The 16,444-nt window shown below is 69.5% G+C and carries 17 protein-coding genes; 16 read left to right on the top strand and 1 reads right to left on the bottom strand.

Translation table 11 applies throughout. The annotated features are described in order from the left end of the window. Nucleotides 1-131: 131 nt before the first annotated feature. The 6 genes from ABZU74_RS33555 (at nucleotide 132) to ABZU74_RS33530 (ending at nucleotide 6,078) form a co-directional block, all read left to right on the top strand. Nucleotides 132-644: a hypothetical protein gene (locus ABZU74_RS33555; RefSeq protein ID WP_355432662.1), complete on the top strand. Its 513-nt coding sequence runs from the start codon at nucleotides 132-134 to the stop codon at nucleotides 642-644. 319 nt (nucleotides 645-963) lie between these two features. Beyond that, nucleotides 964-1,881 carry a dihydrodipicolinate synthase family protein gene (locus tag ABZU74_RS33550; RefSeq protein WP_355432659.1) on the top strand — a complete coding sequence of 306 codons (918 nt, stop codon included), beginning with the start codon at nucleotides 964-966 and terminating at the stop codon, nucleotides 1,879-1,881. Nucleotides 1,882-1,894: 13 nt separating this feature from the next. Beyond that, nucleotides 1,895-3,034 carry a mandelate racemase/muconate lactonizing enzyme family protein gene (locus tag ABZU74_RS33545; protein ID WP_355432656.1) on the top strand — a complete coding sequence of 380 codons (1,140 nt, stop codon included), beginning with the start codon at nucleotides 1,895-1,897 and terminating at the stop codon, nucleotides 3,032-3,034. Further along, complete coding sequence (locus tag ABZU74_RS33540) at nucleotides 3,031-3,825, top strand: SDR family oxidoreductase (RefSeq protein ID WP_355432654.1); 795 nt, start codon at nucleotides 3,031-3,033, stop codon at nucleotides 3,823-3,825. Before ABZU74_RS33545 ends, ABZU74_RS33540 begins: the two co-directional genes overlap by 4 nt. Next, nucleotides 3,822-4,451 carry a DUF624 domain-containing protein gene (locus ABZU74_RS33535; RefSeq protein ID WP_355432650.1) on the top strand — a complete coding sequence of 210 codons (630 nt, stop codon included), beginning with the start codon at nucleotides 3,822-3,824 and terminating at the stop codon, nucleotides 4,449-4,451. Before ABZU74_RS33540 ends, ABZU74_RS33535 begins: the two co-directional genes overlap by 4 nt. Before the next feature lie 22 nt (nucleotides 4,452-4,473). Beyond that, nucleotides 4,474-6,078 (top strand): family 16 glycosylhydrolase, encoded by a 1,605-nt coding sequence (locus ABZU74_RS33530; protein WP_355432647.1) that lies wholly within the window; start codon nucleotides 4,474-4,476, stop codon nucleotides 6,076-6,078. A gap of 95 nt (nucleotides 6,079-6,173) precedes the next feature. Here ABZU74_RS33530 and ABZU74_RS33525 read toward each other — a convergent pair whose 3' ends face one another. Beyond that, entirely contained in the window at nucleotides 6,174-6,992 is an 819-nt protein-coding gene (locus ABZU74_RS33525; protein WP_355432645.1) for an IclR family transcriptional regulator, read from the bottom strand. 277 nt (nucleotides 6,993-7,269) lie between these two features. On the opposite strand from ABZU74_RS33525, the gene ABZU74_RS33520 reads away from it, so the two are divergent. The 10 genes from ABZU74_RS33520 to ABZU74_RS33475 all read left to right on the top strand — a co-directional run bounded on the left by ABZU74_RS33520 (nucleotide 7,270) and on the right by ABZU74_RS33475 (nucleotide 16,332). Then, nucleotides 7,270-8,241: an acetylxylan esterase gene (locus tag ABZU74_RS33520; protein ID WP_355432642.1), complete on the top strand. Its 972-nt coding sequence runs from the start codon at nucleotides 7,270-7,272 to the stop codon at nucleotides 8,239-8,241. A gap of 213 nt (nucleotides 8,242-8,454) precedes the next feature. After that, nucleotides 8,455-9,930, top strand: a complete 1,476-nt coding sequence (locus tag ABZU74_RS33515) for an extracellular solute-binding protein (protein WP_355432639.1) — start codon at nucleotides 8,455-8,457, stop codon at nucleotides 9,928-9,930. A gap of 44 nt (nucleotides 9,931-9,974) precedes the next feature. Beyond that, nucleotides 9,975-10,913 (top strand): sugar ABC transporter permease, encoded by a 939-nt coding sequence (locus tag ABZU74_RS33510; RefSeq protein WP_355432636.1) that lies wholly within the window; start codon nucleotides 9,975-9,977, stop codon nucleotides 10,911-10,913. Beyond that, nucleotides 10,913-11,731 (top strand): carbohydrate ABC transporter permease, encoded by an 819-nt coding sequence (locus tag ABZU74_RS33505; protein WP_355432633.1) that lies wholly within the window; start codon nucleotides 10,913-10,915, stop codon nucleotides 11,729-11,731. The genes ABZU74_RS33510 and ABZU74_RS33505 overlap by 1 nt, the downstream gene beginning before the upstream one ends. Then, the gene (locus tag ABZU74_RS33500) at nucleotides 11,715-12,608 is read left to right on the top strand and encodes an SMP-30/gluconolactonase/LRE family protein (RefSeq protein ID WP_355432630.1); all 894 of its coding nucleotides are present in this window, start codon (nucleotides 11,715-11,717) and stop codon (nucleotides 12,606-12,608) included. The genes ABZU74_RS33505 and ABZU74_RS33500 overlap by 17 nt, the downstream gene beginning before the upstream one ends. Next, nucleotides 12,605-13,741: a mandelate racemase/muconate lactonizing enzyme family protein gene (locus ABZU74_RS33495; protein ID WP_355432627.1), complete on the top strand. Its 1,137-nt coding sequence runs from the start codon at nucleotides 12,605-12,607 to the stop codon at nucleotides 13,739-13,741. The genes ABZU74_RS33500 and ABZU74_RS33495 overlap by 4 nt, the downstream gene beginning before the upstream one ends. A gap of 5 nt (nucleotides 13,742-13,746) precedes the next feature. Next, the gene (locus ABZU74_RS33490; RefSeq protein ID WP_355432624.1) at nucleotides 13,747-14,523 is read left to right on the top strand and encodes an NAD(P)-dependent oxidoreductase; all 777 of its coding nucleotides are present in this window, start codon (nucleotides 13,747-13,749) and stop codon (nucleotides 14,521-14,523) included. After that, the gene (locus tag ABZU74_RS33485) at nucleotides 14,520-15,476 is read left to right on the top strand and encodes a sugar kinase (protein WP_355432621.1); all 957 of its coding nucleotides are present in this window, start codon (nucleotides 14,520-14,522) and stop codon (nucleotides 15,474-15,476) included. The genes ABZU74_RS33490 and ABZU74_RS33485 overlap by 4 nt, the downstream gene beginning before the upstream one ends. Before the next feature lie 26 nt (nucleotides 15,477-15,502). Further along, nucleotides 15,503-16,108 carry a bifunctional 4-hydroxy-2-oxoglutarate aldolase/2-dehydro-3-deoxy-phosphogluconate aldolase gene (locus tag ABZU74_RS33480; RefSeq protein ID WP_355432618.1) on the top strand — a complete coding sequence of 202 codons (606 nt, stop codon included), beginning with the start codon at nucleotides 15,503-15,505 and terminating at the stop codon, nucleotides 16,106-16,108. Beyond that, nucleotides 16,105-16,332 carry a hypothetical protein gene (locus ABZU74_RS33475; RefSeq protein WP_355432615.1) on the top strand — a complete coding sequence of 76 codons (228 nt, stop codon included), beginning with the start codon at nucleotides 16,105-16,107 and terminating at the stop codon, nucleotides 16,330-16,332. The genes ABZU74_RS33480 and ABZU74_RS33475 overlap by 4 nt, the downstream gene beginning before the upstream one ends. The last annotated feature ends 112 nt before the right edge of the window (nucleotides 16,333-16,444 follow it).

The raw sequence follows: 16,444 nt of genomic DNA, 5'->3' as shown, positions 1-16,444 counted from the left end.
GCACTCGATCCATACCCGTCTACCGACCAAGTCACCCTCATCGATCGGACCGGCTGTGCGACACACCCGACCATCCCACAAATCAAACGCGCTCTCAGTCCGGGTCAGCGGGGCCACAAGGCAGAAGGCCGATGGATCCGGCTTTGCGCGAGCAGTGGCAGAAGGCGATCGGAAAGCGGGAGTTGGCCGAGGCCGCGTGGTGGAAGTCGATGCAGGACCACTACCGGCAGCTCGACGAGTTCAGCGCCAAGTATGAGGCCAGGCCGGACGCGCCGGTCAACCCGCCGCTGCTCACGGTGCCCGAGGTCAGTGTGTTTCCGGAGAACGATCCACCACCGGTGCAGAAGCTGGCGCCCGTGCAGAAGCTAGCACCGATCAGGGAGTCGCCGGCGGTCGAGTCGCATCTGCGGCGGATCACCGAGGAGGCCGAGCACGTGGAGTCTGAGGTCAGGAGGGCACGTGAGGCCGTGACGACAGTGGTACCGCCGCTGCCATCGCGACGCGAGTGGGATCTGCCGGCACGCCTTTCAGTAGGCCCGGGCGACCCGCCGGGCGATCGACTGGCTTTTCGAAGTGCGATGCAGGTGTCCGGAGTCGACGGCAGCAGCGCACCGGCCCCGGAAATCGGGCCCCAGCATCTGTAATGCAGGCCTAGCATCCAAAATCTGCCCCGACTGAAGGCGGTAGCGGCTTCACCGGTGTCTGTTGAGGCCGCGCCGCCCGATCCGCCTCACCACGAACAAGGTTTGACGGACGCCTGATCCGTAGTGTGGAATCTACTTCCATAATATGGTGGTGACGAAGGGGTGGGGTCTGATGGCCCGGGGGCGGATCGAAGCAGTGGACTGCTTCGGATCCTCGCCAGGCCGCTGCCCGGTGGCCCGCATGGCTTCGCCGTGCCGAACGGGCCCGGTCTCGGCATCGAGATGGACTTTCCACTGTCACTGGACTCGCGGAGGAATGTTGAGCACAACCGAACCCCGGACCCGCGTGCGCGGGCTGGTCCCGATCCTCGCCACCCCCTTCGACGCCGCCGGCGCGTTGGACGTACCGGGACTGCGCCGGCTGGTGGAGTTCCAACTCGCCGCTGGTGCGGCCGGGCTCGCTGTCTTTGGCATGGCCAGTGAGGGTTTCGCGCTCACCACGGCCGAGCGGGCTACCATCCTGGCCGAGACCCGGGCGATCGCCGGACCGGACCTGCCGCTGGTGGCCGGTGTGAGTGCCACCAGCACGGCCACCGCGCTGGAACTCGCCACGGCGGCGCGAGACGGGGGCGCGGACGCGCTGATGGTCCTGCCGCCCTTTCTGGCCAAGCCTACCGGTGGACAAGTCGTGAATTTCTACGGCACCGTCGCCGAGCACAGCGGGCTGCACGTGATGGTGCAGGACGCACCGGCGGCCACCGGGGTGGCCATGCCGGTTCCGTTGATCGTGGAGCTGAGCAAGTTGGTCGGCGTCGAGTCGGTGAAGGTGGAGACCCAGCCCACCGCGCCCAAGGTGGGCGAGGTGGTGACCGCCACCGACAGCGAGTTCGACGTGCTCGGCGGCCAGAACGCGTTCTTCGTGCTGGAGGAGTACGCACGCGGCGCGTTGGGCACCATGCCGGCCTGCGAGTTCACCGATGTGCTCGCGCCGATCCTGGCCGACTGGCAGGCCGGTCGGCACGACGCGGCACACGAGGCGTTCAACCGGCTGCTGCCACTGGTGCGGTTCGGATTGCAGCCTCGGCTGGCCTGGGCCGTACACAAGGAGGTGCTGGTGCGGCGCGGCATCATCGACTCGGCCACCGTGCGTGATCCCGCCGTGGCACTTGATGCCGGAAGTCGCGCGGCGCTGGACTCGATCCTCCGGCTGGCCCCGCTGCCGGCCTGGTCGGCGTGAGAGGCTGGCCGGCATGACCAAGATCATTGCGGTGGACGTCTTTCCGCTGGTGCTGCCGCGCCCGGACGATCTGCCGCGCACCTACGCCACATCGCCGCCGTGGAAGAGCGTCTACGGCAACCACCGGGAAACGCTGGTGGTGCGGCTGACGGCCGACGACGGTACAACCGGTTGGGGCGAGGCGCTGGCGCCGGTCGCCCCGGAGGTGCCAGGCGAGATCGTGCGCCGGCTGCTTGCCCCGGTGCTGCTCGGCGCGGACCCGCGCCGGGTGCGCCCGCTGCGCCACCAACTTGGTGAGCTGATGCGCGAGCGTGGGCACCTGGGTGGCCACCAGGCCGACGCGATCGCGGCGGTGGACATCGCTCTCTGGGACCTCGCTGGCAAGCTCGCCGACCGGCCGGTGGTCGAACTGCTCGGCGGCGCCTTCCACGATGCGGTGCCGACGTACGTCTCCGGGCTACCCGGCCGCGCCGATGCCGATCGGGTCGCCCAGGCACGTGACTGGGCGGCGCGTGGCGCCCGGCAGTTCAAGGTTGGTCTCGGGTACGGCGTGGACGCCGACCTGGCCACCGTCACCGCGCTCCGCGAGGTGCACCCCGACCTGCGGATCGCCGTCGACGTGCACGGCGTCTACGGGCTGGCCGACGCGGTGCGGCTCGGCCGGGGCCTGGTAGAACGGGACGCCTGGTTCCTGGAGATGCCGCTGGCCTTCGAGGACGTGGCGGGGCACGCCGACCTCGCCGCGCGGCTGGACCTGCCGGTGGCGCTGGGGGAGAGCCTGCGGCACCGCTGGGAGTTCCAGCCGTTCGTCGCGGCCCGCGCGGCGAGCCTGTTGCAGCCGGACATCGGCCGTACCGGGATCACCGAAGGGCTGGCAATCGCCCAGTACGCCGAGACGTACCACCTGGGCATCGCCCCGCACCACTCGGCTGGGCTCGGGTTGGCGCTCGCCGCCGGCCTGCACGTCGCCGCCGCTTGCGCCAACCTGGTCGCCTTCGAGTTCCACCCGATCCTGTTCGACCGGGTCAACGACATCCTCACTGTGCCGATCGAGCCGACCGCGACCACGATTCCGCTGCCGGCCGGGCCGGGCCTGGGCGTCTCGGTCGACGTCGAGGCGGTCGCCCGTTACAGCACCTGGGGCCGGGGATGAGGCGGGTACTGCTGATCGGCGCGTCGACGGCGATCGGCCGGGCCATCGCGGCGCGGTTCGCGGCGGCCGGTGACCGGGTCGTGGGCTACAGCCTGGAGCCGGCCGACGAACCCAGCCTGCTGGCCGACCTGACCGGCGACTGTGCCACGGCCGACGGGGCCGCCACCGCGGTGGCGAAGGCCCGTCGGCGGCTGGGTGGCCTGGAGGTACTGGTCGCCGCCGCCGGGGCGATGCCGATCGCGCCGGCCCATCGGACCACCGACGAGCAGTGGCGGGCCGCCTTCGCCGGCACCCTGGACACCCTGTTCTTCCCGCTGCGGGCGGCGTTGCCGTCGCTGCCGCCCGGGGGTTCGGTGGTCGCGGTCTCCTCGGTCAACGCGTTCCTGGCCGCACCCTGGGTGGCCGCGTACGCCTCGGCCAAGGGCGCGGTGGAGGCCCTGGTCCGACAGGTCGCGCTGGATTACGCCGGGCAGGGGATCCGGATCAACGCGGTCGCGCCGGGCCTGGTCGGCGGTGAGCGGCTGCCGGACGCCGCGGGCGGCTACCCGATCGGTCGAACGCTGCACCCGGAGGAGGTCGCCGAGGCGGTGTACTTCCTCGCCTCCACCGCCGCCAGCGGGATCACCGGCACGGTGCTGCCGGTCGACGGCGGTCTCTCCATCGCCTCGCCCGCGACCTTCGCGCGGGCGGATCTGCGCCAGCGGCTGGCCGACCTGCGGCCAACGGCCACCCCGGAGAAGTCGGCCGGAGCGGATCCCGCCGTCCTGGACCGGGTCACCGTGGTCCGATGAGTGGTCCGGGGTTGGTCGTCGACGGCCGGTTCGGCCGGTTCTACCGGCTGCTGGACTGGCCACTGCGACTGGTCGGGCTCAATTTGCTCTGGCTGGCCGGTGTGCTCGCTGGCGGGGTGGTCGCCGGGTTCTCCCCGGCGACGGTCGCGCTCTTCGCGTTGCTGCGTGCCTATCTGCGCGGCGGCTCCCCGCGAGCGTGGCACGACTTCTGGCTCCACTGGCGGGCCGAGTTCTGCCGGTCCCAGCTGCGGCTGGGCGTACCGCTGCTGACCCTGTGGGTGTTCCTGTTCTACCTGCTGGCCGCGAGGGGGACCCCGGTCGCCCTGGCGGTCGCCGTCCCCGCGGTGGTGTACCTGGCCGCGCTGATCTACGTGCCGGCGGTGCTGGCGCACTTCGACGTGCCGGCGACCGTGGCCTGGCGGATCGCCGCCCTGGCGGCCTGGCGCGCCCCACTCTGGACGCTGGGCCTGGGATCGGCCCTGGCTGTGCTGGTCATGGCGATGGTGTACGCCCTGCCCGTGGCCATTCCGTTCTTTCTGCCCAGTGCTCCGGCCGCTCTGGTAACCCTGGTCGCGGCGCGGGTGTTCGGCACATTCCCCACATCGACCCACTCCCCACATCGGTAGCCCCTCGAGGAAAGGAATCCGCGTGTCACCTCACCCCCACCGCCGTCGCTGGACCAGCGCCCTAGCGACGTTGACCGTCGCCGCCTCGATGCTCGTCACCACCCCCGCATCCGCCACCAGGTCCGACCCGCGTCCCCCGGTCACCGTGGTCAGCACGGTCGCCGATCCCGGCTACACCGAGTCGGCGGGCTGGTTCGCCAGCTCGCTGGCCGGCTTCGGCGGGGAGCAGACGCGGTACGGCCGCATCCCCGGCTCGACCGCGAGCTGGACCCTGGTCGCCCCGAAGGGCGGTTCCTACACTGTCGACGTCTGGTATCCGCCGTTCCACACCAGCGCCAGCAACGCCGGCTACACGATTAGCCCCGGCGGACTGTCCGTCACGGTCGATCAACGCGAGGGCGGCGGCTACTGGCGCCCGCTCGGCCGGGTACGGGCCGGCGACGGCCAGGCGTTGACCGTAACCCTGACCGTCGGTCCCGACCTGACCCCCGGCAACCTCGACGACGAGTACGCCCGCGGCTATGCGGTGCGGCTGCGGCAGGGCGGCGCGGCGAATCCGCCGACGTGGCGGGGGCCGAATCTCGCCGGCTATGACCTGGCCTTCGCCGACGAGTTCGACGGTCCAGGGATCGACTGGACGGTCTGGGACCCCCGCACCGACGTGCGCGGCAACAGCTCGCAGCGCGCCGAGAATGTCCGGTTGGCCGACGGTGTACTCGTGATCGATCTCAAAAAGGAGTCCGACCGGGGCAAGGCGTACACCGGTGGTGGGCTGGTTTCCAAGGATCGCTACCGGTACGGCTACTACGAGACCCGGGTACGGATCAACGAAGGTCCCGGGTGGCACCCGGCGTTCTGGTCGATGTGTGGCGGGGCCAACGGCGTGCACAACTGCCAACTCGCCGAGATCGACGGCTTCGAGATCGACTCGATCAACCCGAGGCGGGTCATCCACAACGTCTTCGACCACCGCGCGCCCCGCCGCCAGGTGACCTCCGGCTGGTACGACGTGGGTGCCGATCTGTCCCAGGGCTGGCACACCTTCGGCTACCTGTACGACGAGGCCGGAGTGCGGTTCTTTGTCGACGGGCGGCAGACGTCGTACCTGCCGTACCCGGCGGGTCCGTTCGTGCACGACTACATGAAGGTGTGGTTGACCGCGGTCGCGTACAACGACTTCCCGGACGACGCGCAGTTGCCGGCCACGGTCACCTTCGACTACTTCCGCTACTACACAAGGGACGTGTACGGGGACAACAACGCTCCGACCGGTTACGCCGAGACCGGCAGCGGGTGGGGTGACTCGGGCCTGCCGGGTTTCGGCGCGCTGACCCCTCGCCAGTCGTGTGGGCTCGGTGCGACCGCGACCTGGACGCTGCGCCCAGAAGGGACCGGGACCGGTGAGTACGACGCGTACCTCTACCGGGTGGGCGGCACCGGCGGGCAGCCCACGGCCCGAGTGACCTTCAATGGTGCCGAATCCACGGTGGACCTCTCCGTTCCCGGAAGCGGCTGGCTGCCGCTCGGTGCCCATTCGTTGGTCGCCGGGCAGGGCTATCCGCTGGCACTGGCGCGCGATGGTGCCGGCTGCATCCGGGCCGACGCGGTCAAGCTGGTGCGCCGCTGACGTACCCCGGCCTCACCGTCGATCTCGCAGTTGTGGTTGCACGCCCACAGCTGCGGGATCGGCGAGGGCGGGGGCAGCGCGGCGGCGTGGCCCGGTCAGAGGGCGGCGGACAGCCGGACGACGGAAGCGTCGTAACCCAGCCCGGTGGAGATCTGGTCGGCCTGTTCGATGACCTTCATGGCCAGTTCCTCCTGGCGGTCGTGCAGGTTCATCGCGGACAGCGGGCCAGAGACGGACAGTGCAGCGACCACGCGGCCGGACCGGTTGCGTACCGGGGCGGACAGGCAGGCCCGGCCGAAGGCCAGCTCCTCTAGTTCCATGGCGTAGCCACGGCTGCGGCCCTCAGCGAGTGCGGCGAGCAGCCCGTCCAGGTCGGTGATGGTTTTGGGGGTGTACGCCGGGTACTGGGACCCCAACAGTGCCTTGACCTCGTCGGGGGTCAGGTCCGACAGCAGTGCCTTGCCCATCGCGGTGGCGTGCAGCGGGCCGCGCCGGCCGACCAGGGTGAACGAGCGCGGGGCGAGCCGGCCCTCGAAGTTGCACAGGTAGAACAACTCGGCGCCGTGTCGTTCGGCGACATTTGCGCCGAGCCCCAACTCGCAGGCGAGGTCCTGGGCGATCTGTCGAGACTGGCGGTGCACCACCGTCTGGTTCAGCGCGATACCCGCCAGACTCACCACCGTGGGTCCGATCCGGTAGAGCCCGCTGTGTGGGTCGTGGGTGACGAAGCCCAGCGCCTCCAGCGTGCCGACCAGGCGGGAGACGGTCGACTGGCCCAGGCCGGTGAGCTGGACCAGTTCGGAGACGCGCCGTTCCGGGTTCTCCTCGGTGAACGCGCGCAGCAGTGACAGGGCGCGTTCGACGCTTTGCGTACCGCCGCCGACCTCACGGGTGGTGGACCGTGGCATGCTCATCCCTCAAAAGGTAGGTGTGCCATCCAGATTACGGATCATACATAACCAAGTGGCGTGGCCGCAGCAGCCACAGTCCGGCTGCCCTGGCTGGCGGCCGGCGTCTCGGTGTCGTCGTGGAGACCACCCGGCGCACCGGTCGCCGCAGCACTACCGCTCGCCACTGGGCGTAGAGCGAAGATCAGACGATGTTGCCTCGGCATTATGGGCTTCATATCTATGTGACGGATCATTAATGTGATCACGACCCCGCCAGGGGTCGGATACGGAAGGTGGGCGCATGTTTGTCGATTGGCCGCTGGATCGTCTGCGGGAGTACCGGCCTGACCGGAACGAACCGGCTGACTTCCGTGCGTACTGGCAGGAGACGCTGGACGAAGCGCGGGCTCAGGCGTTCCCGGCGCGGTTCGAGCCGTACGACGGTGGTCTGGTCAGCGTCGACGTGTCTGACGTGACCTTCGCGGGGTTTGATGGCCACCGGATTCGTGGCTGGTTCCTGGCCCCCCGCGACGCCGTCGCGCCGCTGCCCTGCGTCGTGGAGTTTATCGGGTACGGCGGTGGTCGCAGCCTGCCGCACGACTGGCTGCACTGGAGCGCCGCCGGGTACGCCCACCTCGTGATGGACACGCGTGGTCAGGGCAGCAACGGGTCGATGGTCGGCGACACCCCGGACCCGGCCCCAGCCGGTGGACCGGCCACCTCCGGCTTCATGACCCGCGGCATTACCGACCGGGACACGTACTTCTATCGCCGGGTCTTCACCGACGCCGTCCGTGCGGTCGAGACGGCCCGCGCGCACCCACTGGTCGACCCGGATCGGGTGGTGGTGGCCGGCGGCAGTCAGGGCGGCGGGATCGCGCTCGCGGTCGCTGGGCTCGTCGACGGGCTTGCCGCCGTGGTGACCAACGTGCCCTTCCTCTGCCACTACCGTCGGGCCACCGAGATCACCAATGCCGCGCCGTATGCGGAACTGACCACCTACTGCTCCACCCACCGTGACCAGGTGGACCAGGTCTTCGAGACCCTTCGCTACTTCGACGGGGTCAACTTCGCCGCGCACGCCACCGCGCCGGCCCTCTTCTCTGTGGCGCTGATGGATGCGGTCTGTCCGCCTTCGACGGTGTTCGCCGCGTACAACCACTACGCCGGGACCAAGGACATCCGGGTGTGGCCGTACAACGGGCACGAGGGCGGGGGAGTTTTCCAGAAGGTAGAGCAGATCCGGTATGTCGGAAAGGTGCTGGCGGGATGAGTCGCCGTTTGAGGGCGGAGGGCCTGGTCTCCTTCCGGCTGGGGTACCGCACGGGCAGCGCTGTGCGTGTCTGACCCATATAGCAGATGACTATTGCATCAAGTGGTCGGTGAAGCTACTGTCCTCAACACACTCTTCACAGCACCGAAACACTAATTCCGTCCTTGTTGGCCGATCGGCTTCGCCGGCCGGTGCCCGGACTAGGAGAAGACGATGAAGGATTTGGAGCTGTCCCGGCGGTCCCTGCTGCGGATCATGGGCGTGGGTGCGGCCGCGACCGCGGCGGGCGGACTGACTTCCGCCTGCACCCTGGTTGGCAGTAGTGAGAAGTCCAGCGACGACCAGGTAACCATCAAGGTCGCGCTCGTGCCCGATCCCTCCGGCGCGTCCCAGTTCTACCGGGAGCAGTTCGACCGCTTCGAAAAGCAGAACCCGGGCATCAAGGTCCAGGTCATCGAGAACCCCTCCGACCAGCAGGCCAACGCCATCGAGCTGGGCTTCCAGCAGGGCAACCCGCCGGACGTGTTCCGGGCTCAGGACACCAACTTCGACCGCATCTTCGACCGTGGCTGGGTCGCCTCTCTCGACCAGTACGTCACCGACGAGTTCACCTCCCGGTTCCCCGCGGGCTCGCTCGACCCGGCCACCTCCGGCTTGCACCGCGACGGCAAGCTGTACACACTGCCGCTGGTCTGGGGCAAGTGGTCCTCCGTCCGGCTCCTGCTGGTGAACAACACCGCAGCCAAGCTGGGCGGCGTCACCGCAGCGCCGAAGACCTGGGAGGAGTTGGAGCAGGCCGCGAACGCCGTCACGCGGGCGGGCGGGGGCAAGACGTTCGGCTTCGCCGGCACCTGGGGCAAAGGCCTGCTGGCCCGGATGCTCCAGAACACCGGCGGGCCCTCGTCGATCGACAACGGCATCGACCTGCGTACCGGTCGGGCCGCCATCACCCACCCGTCCCTCGGCGGGGCGGTCGATCTACTCAAACGGATGCACGCGGCGAAGGTCATGACCCCGGGGTGGGAGACCTGGACCGATGCGAGCAAGGTGCAGACCGCGTTCGCCAAGAACGAGCTGGCGATGTTCGTCGCCGCACCGTTCCAGATCAACGAGGTGCGCAAGCTCAACCCCGATCTCGACATGTCCATCGTGGCCGTGCCGGAGCCGGCGGCGGGCCGGGGCGGTTACTCGGGGCAGGGCTCGAGCTTCAGCCCACTGTGGTCGATGTCGGCCCAGTCGAAGCACCCGGAGCAGGCATGGAAGGTGATGGACTTCCTCACCTCGCAGGACTTCCACCGGGCGTACTACGACAAGTTCGGCACCCTCACCGCTCTGGAAAGCGCCTGGCAGGACAAGGCAGCGGCCAATCCGGACCAGAAGGCGATCATGGACATCGCTGCGGAGACGGTACGGCTCGTCCCCAACCCGGCGCTGGTCAGCCCCGGCGGAATGCAGCTCATGTCGGCCATCCGCGGCAAGCAGGACCTCCAGTGGTCGGAGATCGCGCTGCCCGCGATCCTGCGTAACCAGCCCTTCGCCGGCCCGGCCGCGCAACTCAACGCCAAGCTCGACGCCTTCATCGACGAGCAGGTCACGGCGCTCTCCGGCAAGGGGGTGCAGGCATCCCGCGCCGATCTCACCTTCGCCGGCTGGGACCCGCTCCAGCCCTACACCCCGAGCAAGAAGTGACTAACACCCCGTTGATCGCCCGGGGGGGCGCGGCCGATCCGGCCGTGCCACCCCGGCGCGTGGCACCCCCGGCCCGCCGCCGCCCTGGCCGCCTGCGCAGGTACGCCTGGCACTATGTCTTCCTCGCTCCGACGGTGCTGCTCTTCGTGGCCTTCACGCTCTGGCCGATGGTCGCGAGCTGGTGGTACTCGTTCTTCGAGTGGGACGGCGTTGGCCCGGCCACCGATTGGGTCGGCTTCGCGAACTTCACTGAGGTGTTGCAGAGCGGCCGGTTCTGGCATGCCTTCCGTAACTCGTTCCTCTTCTCCCTGGTCGCGATCTGCGTGGAGATGCCGTTGGCGTTGCTCGCCGCGATCCTGCTCAACAGCCGGCGGCTGCGGGGGCGCAACCTTTACCGGCTGTTCCTCTTCCTGCCCGTGGTCACCACCACCGCGGTGATCGGTATCGTCTTCGCGATCATGCTCGACCCGGCCGGCGGCTTCGTGAATGAGACCCTGAGCTCCGCCGGGCTCGTCGACTCGCCGATCACCTTCCTCTCCGAGTCGTACGCCCTGCCCACAGTCATGACGATCGACGTGTGGAAGGGATTCGGCATCACCCTCATCTACTGGCTCGCCGCGTTGCAGACCGTGCCCGATGACCTGTACGAGGCGGCGAAGATCGACGGGGCGAACGGCCGGCAGACGCTGCGGCACGTCACGCTCCCGATCATCGCCCCGATCGGCGTGGTGATCCTGCTGCTCACCTTTCAGAAGAGCATGAACCCGTTCGACCTCGTGCAGGCGATGACCCAGGCCGGCCCCAACTACGCCACCGACGTCGTCGGCACCTACATCTACCGGTACGCGTTCAACCCCGAACTGAACGCGCCACGGTACGGCTTCGCCTGTGCCGCCGGAGTCGTCTTCGGCGTGATCACGCTGGTGATGACGGTCCTGCAAGGGCCGCTGCTACGCCGGCAGTACCTGAGGGGAGGCCGCTAATGCGCCGGATACACCTCTGGCATGTGCTGCTGATCCCGCTCAGCCTGGTATGGATCTACCCGTTCGTGTGGATGGTCTCCACCGCGTTCAAGTCGGAGCGGGAGGTGTTCCTCGGCGGGCTGTCGGTGCTTCCCAAGGAGTGGACCCTCGACAACTTCAGCCGAGCGTGGGAGACCGCGCACTTCGGCGCGTACCTGTCCAACACCGTCGTCTTCTCGGTCACCACGGTGCTCATCGTGGTGCTGGCCTCCGCCACGGCGGGCTACGCCCTCGGCCGGGGCGACGTGCCCGGCAAGAAGCCCATCGTGGGGCTGCTCATCGCGACGATGTTTATCCCGCACGGCTACACGATCATCCCGATCTTCAAGCTGGTCGACGGGCTCGGACTCAACAATGGGCTGCTTGGTGCCGTGCTGGCGACCGCGGGGCCGGCGCTCGTGGTACCCATCCTGCTCTTCATGGGGTACTTCGCCGGCATGCCCCAGGAGCTGGAGGACGCCGCCCGGATCGATGGTGCGGGCTATCCCCGCATCTTCTTCCGGATCATGCTCCCGCTGGCCAAGCCGGTGATCGGTACCGTCGCGCTGTTCAATTTCATGGCCGCGTGGAACGCGTTCTTCATCCCGCTGGTGTTCACCCTGGGGCGGCCGGAGCTGCGAACGCTCGGTGTGGGCATGTACAGCTTCTTCGGGCAGGAAGCCACCGACTGGGGCGGACTGGCCGCCGGGGCGACCATCAGCCTGCTGCCGATCATCGCGATCTTCCTGCTGCTACAGCGTACGTTCGTCGACGGGATCGCCGGTGCGGTCAAATCCTGAACGGCTGGGCGCCCACCCGGTCTCGACCGAGCGCTACCAGCTGGGCGAGGGACCGCGGCTCGATCCACGGACCGGCGAACTGCTGTGGGTCGACATCTCCGCCGGCCGGCTGCTCCGCGGACGGCTGGCCGACAATCGGATCGACGTGCTGGCCGAGTACTGGATCGGTGCGCCGACCGGGGTGGTCACGCCGGTGACGGCCCTCGGCGGCGGCTGGGTGGTGGCGGCCGGCCGGGGATTCCACCATGTATCGGCCACCGGCGCGGTACGTCCGCTGGGCGGCGAGGTCAGCGCCCCGGGCACCCAGATGAACGACGGTGCCTGCGACCCGTACGGCCGCTTTCTCGCCGGTAGCCAGATACTCGGCGGCACCGAGCCCTGGTCCGGCGGACTATACCGGCTGGATCCGGACGGCACAGTGGCCACCGTGTTGACCGGCATCGGGTGCGCCAACGGGCTGGGATTCAGCCCAGCCGGGGACACCATGTACCACGTGGACAGTCGGCGACGGCGGCTCGACAGCTACCGGTACGACTCGGCCACCGGTACCGCCCGCGACCGGCGCCCCCTCGTGGTGTTCACCGACGCCACCCCCGACGGGCTCTGCGTCGATGCCGAGGGCTGCCTGTGGATCGCGATGTGGGACGGCTGGAGTGTGCGCCGGTTCGCCCCGGACGGCACCCCGCTCGCCCGGGTGGACGTACCGGTGCCCCGGCCGACCGCCTGCTGCCTGGTCGACGGCATGCTGGTGATCACCTCAGCGTTCATTGGGCTGGATGACGCCACCCGAGGGGCGGCACCAGACAGTGGACTCATCTTCGCAGCCTCGGTCGGGGTCGGTGCGGCTCCGGGATACACCTGGGACGGGACAGTTTGAAGATCACCGAATTGGAGTTGTTGACCGTGCCGGACGGCGGCAGCGTGATGCTGCTCGTGGTCGTCAGCACCGACTCCGGCGAGTACGGCGTGGGTGAGGTCGGCATGCGTGCCCGTTGGCGTACCGTACGCGGCGCGGTGGACGACTTCGCCGAACTGCTCGTCGGAGCCGACCCCGGCCGGATCGAGCACCTGTGGCAGATGCTGTTCCGCTCGGGTTTCTTCCCCGCGTCCGGCGTACTGGGCTCCGTGTTGGCCGCGATCGACGTGGCGCTCTGGGACATTCGCGGCAAGACCCTCGGTGTTCCGTTGTATGAGCTGCTCGGTGGGGCCTCCCGCGACCATGTCGAGTGCTACGTCCACGTGCGCAGCAGCGAACCGGCAACAATGGTCGGGGAGTGCGAACGGCTGGTCGAGGCGGGATGGCGGTACCTGCGGGTGGCGGCGAACAGTCCGGACCCCGGCGGCGAGTACGACCAGCGGGCCGCGCTGCGGTACACCGTCGCCACCATGGAGCGGCTGCGCACGGTGCTGGGTGACGAGGTGGAGTTGCTGCTCGACGTACACACCCGACTCGATCCGGCGCAGGCGGTGACCCTGTGCCGGGAGTTGGAGCCGCTGCGGCCGTACTTCGTCGAGGACCCGTTGCGCAGCGAGCACCTGGACGGTTACCGAATGCTGCGTGAGCGCAGTACGGTGCCGCTCGCCGCCGGTGAGCAGCTCGGTACGAAGTGGGAGTTCCGCGCGTTGCTCGAGGGCGAACTGATCGACCACGCCCGGGTGGATGTCGCCAACACCGGGATGACCGAGGCCCGCAAGATAGCGGCGCTGGCCGAGGTGCACCACATCAACCTGGCTACCCACAATCCGCTCGGACCGGTCACCGCCGCGGCCTCGGCGCACCTGAACCTGGTGCTGCCCAACGTCTCCGTGCAGGAGCAGCCTCAGCCGGAGTTCGCGCCCTCGGAGGTGATCACCGCCTGGCCCGAGCTGCGCGCCGGTCGGGTCACTCCGACGCGGCGGCCGGGCCTCGGCGTCGAGCTGGATCTCGCCGCCGCCCGCCGGCTCGATCTGCGGGGGCCGGCGCCGCTGCCCCGGCTGCGCCGGCGCGACGGATCGTTCACGAACTGGTGACCAGCATGCGTGTACTGATCACCGGTGCGGCCGGTGGGGTTGGCCAACTGCTGGCACCGGAGCTGGCTCCCGGGCATCAGCTCCGGCTGACCGACGTCCGTCTCCCGCCGGGCGGCGCGGTGGCGGACGAGGTCGTGGTCGGCGACCTCACCGAACCGGGATTGGCCGAGCGGTTGTGCGACGGCGTCGACGCCCTGGTGCACCTGGCTGGCAATCCCAGGCCCGGCGACGGTTGGGACCGGCTGCGCGGACCCAACGTCGACGTACTGACGGCCGTGCTGGAGGCGGCCGTCCTGGCAGGCGTGCGTCGGGTCGTACTGGCCAGCTCCGTACATGCGATGGGCGGCTACCACCCGCTGGCCCGCCGGCCCGAAGCCGTTCCGGTGCGGGACGACTGGCTGCCCCACCCGTGCTGCCGGTACGGCGCGACCAAGGTGTTCGCCGAGGCGGCGGCGCGGGTGTACGCCGACTCGGGTGCGATGTCCGTGGTCTGCCTGCGGCTCGGTGGCGTGCGGCCAGCGCCGGCGCATCGCGGATGGTTGGACACCTGGCTGGGCACCGCCGACCTGGGCCAGGCGGTACGCCGTGCGCTGAGCGCCGAGATCGGTTTCGGTGCATACTCGATCACCTCGGCCAACACCCGTGGCATGTGCGACCTCGGTGCAGCCCGACGCGAGCTGGGCTACGCACCAACGGAGAACTCGGAAACCTACGCGGAGTCGGTGCCCGACGGCCCGCCGACGATGTGTGCGGCCCGGCTCTCAACGGGGGAGCGTCGATGACCTCGGTCTTCGGAACGGCGTCGTCCGGCGCTGGATATGACGTGGTCTGCGTCGGTGAGTCGATGGCCCTGGTGGTCCCGGATCCACCCCGGCCGCTGTGCGAGGGCGGCACGACGCGGCTCGACGTGGCCGGCGCGGAATCCAACGTCGCGATGAACCTGGCCGCGCTGGGCCTGCGGGTGGCCTGGCAGAGTCGGGTGGGTGCCGACCCGCTCGGCGAACTGCTCACCGCCCGGATCGGCGCCACGGGTGTGGACGTCAGCCTGGTCGAGGTGGACCCGATCGCGCCGACTGGTGTGTTCTTCAAGGATCCTGGTCCGGGCGGCACCACCGTGCACTACTACCGGCGGGGATCGGCCGCCGCAGCGATGGACCGCTCCCTTTGGCGGACACCGGACTTGACCGGCAGCACGGTGCTGCATCTGTCCGGCATCACCGCGGCGCTCTCCGAGGGCTGTGCCGACATGGTCTCGTACGCGCTCGCCGAGCGGCCGGTCTCAGGCGCGATGATCAGTTTCGACGTCAACTACCGACCGGCGTTGTGGCCGGTACGGACGGCGGGGCCGGTGCTGGCCGGCCTGGCTGATCAGGCGGACCTCGTGCTGGTCGGCTTGGACGAGGCGGCGACACTGTGGGGCACCAGGCATCCCGACGAGGTGCGCGAGCGCCTGCCGGGTCCGGGGACGCTGGTGGTCAAGGACGGCTCGGTCGGGGCTACCTCGTATGGTCCGGGCGGGAGCACGTTCGAACCGGCACCCGTGGTCGAGGTGGTCGAGCCGGTCGGTGCCGGCGACGCGTTCGCCGCCGGCTACCTGTATGGGCTGGTCCGGGACCTGCCGGAGAGGGCCCGGCTGAGGCTGGGGCACCGGGTGGCGGCTGTCGCGCTCCGGGCGGTCGGTGACCTCGGCGAGCTGCCACCGGACACGCTGGTGCATGTCGCTACCAGGACGTAGCCGTGGCGCGGGATAGGAGAGTGGCGATGTCCTTCGAGGACTTGTTCGATGATCAGCGGATTATGGTGATCCTGCGGGGCCGGCCACCGGGGGAGACGGTGGCACTGGCCGGTCGGGCCTGGGATGCCGGCATCACTCACGTCGAGGTCCCGATCGGCCGGCCGGAGCAGGTCGCCGCCCTGGCTGCCGCAGTGCGAGCCGGAGCCGAGCGCGGCCGGCCGGTCGGCGCGGGCACGGTGGTGACCCAGGCGCAGGTCCGGGCGGCGGCCGAGGCGGGTGCCCAGTACACCATCGCGCCCGGGTTCGACCCGGCGATTCTCGCTGCCAGCCTTGCCGCCGGTCTGCCGCACCTACCCGGGGTGGGGACGGCGACTGAGGTGCAGCGGGCGCACGGTGCCGGGTGCGGCTGGGTGAAGGCGTTTCCGATCAACGCGCTCGGCGCCGGCTGGTTGTCTGCCGTCCGTGGGCCGTTTCCCGACATGTCCTACGTGGCCACCGGGGGAGTGACCGTTTCCTCCGCGCCAGAGTTCCTGGCCGCGGGGGCCCGGATGGTGGCGCTCGGCTCTGCGCTTTCCAATCCAGCCGAGCTGGCGCAGCTCCCTGAGCTGGTCGAGACCGTCCGGGTCAGTTGACCGCAGGCGTTGGCGGCGACGTTATCGGTACGGTGGGCCAGGTTGTGGCGATGCGGCCGTGCGAGGCGCGTCAGCGCCTGCGACCGCCGCTGCGGAGCGTGTTCGGCACCGGCACGGAACCGCACTGGGGTCTCTACCTCTACGAACACGCCGCGTGCCTGCTGAAGCTCGGGCGCGCCGCCGAGGTGCCCTGTGCGGTGCCAAATTCGATGCAGGGCTTGTGACGTGGGCCTTCGTTGATCAGGGAGCGATTTTCATCGTGACGGTGCAGGTCACGGGCAGTGCGGGAGGCCGGTGTCGACATAGGACGAGGCTCCCGGTAAGACAGCAATTGAC

The organism is Micromonospora sp. NPDC005171 (genome assembly GCF_040608575.1).
GTDB lineage: Bacteria > Actinomycetota > Actinomycetes > Mycobacteriales > Micromonosporaceae > Micromonospora.
This window is presented reverse-complemented; position numbering and strand designations above follow the sequence as displayed.

What these genes read in the sequence shown, in the direction of transcription:
- ABZU74_RS33480 (WP_355432618.1), top strand. Translation starts at nt 15,503, where the DNA reads ATGTCCTTCGAGGACTTGTTCGATGATCAGCGGATTATGGTGATCCTG.
- ABZU74_RS33505 (WP_355432633.1), top strand. Translation starts at nt 10,913, where the DNA reads ATGCGCCGGATACACCTCTGGCATGTGCTGCTGATCCCGCTCAGCCTG.
- ABZU74_RS33485 (WP_355432621.1), top strand. Translation starts at nt 14,520, where the DNA reads ATGACCTCGGTCTTCGGAACGGCGTCGTCCGGCGCTGGATATGACGTG.
- ABZU74_RS33525 (WP_355432645.1), bottom strand. Translation starts at nt 6,992, where the DNA reads ATGAGCATGCCACGGTCCACCACCCGTGAGGTCGGCGGCGGTACGCAA.
- ABZU74_RS33490 (WP_355432624.1), top strand. Translation starts at nt 13,747, where the DNA reads ATGCGTGTACTGATCACCGGTGCGGCCGGTGGGGTTGGCCAACTGCTG.
- ABZU74_RS33540 (WP_355432654.1), top strand. Translation starts at nt 3,031, where the DNA reads ATGAGGCGGGTACTGCTGATCGGCGCGTCGACGGCGATCGGCCGGGCC.
- ABZU74_RS33535 (WP_355432650.1), top strand. Translation starts at nt 3,822, where the DNA reads ATGAGTGGTCCGGGGTTGGTCGTCGACGGCCGGTTCGGCCGGTTCTAC.
- ABZU74_RS33545 (WP_355432656.1), top strand. Translation starts at nt 1,895, where the DNA reads ATGACCAAGATCATTGCGGTGGACGTCTTTCCGCTGGTGCTGCCGCGC.
- ABZU74_RS33520 (WP_355432642.1), top strand. Translation starts at nt 7,270, where the DNA reads ATGTTTGTCGATTGGCCGCTGGATCGTCTGCGGGAGTACCGGCCTGAC.
- ABZU74_RS33515 (WP_355432639.1), top strand. Translation starts at nt 8,455, where the DNA reads ATGAAGGATTTGGAGCTGTCCCGGCGGTCCCTGCTGCGGATCATGGGC.
- ABZU74_RS33555 (WP_355432662.1), top strand. Translation starts at nt 132, where the DNA reads ATGGATCCGGCTTTGCGCGAGCAGTGGCAGAAGGCGATCGGAAAGCGG.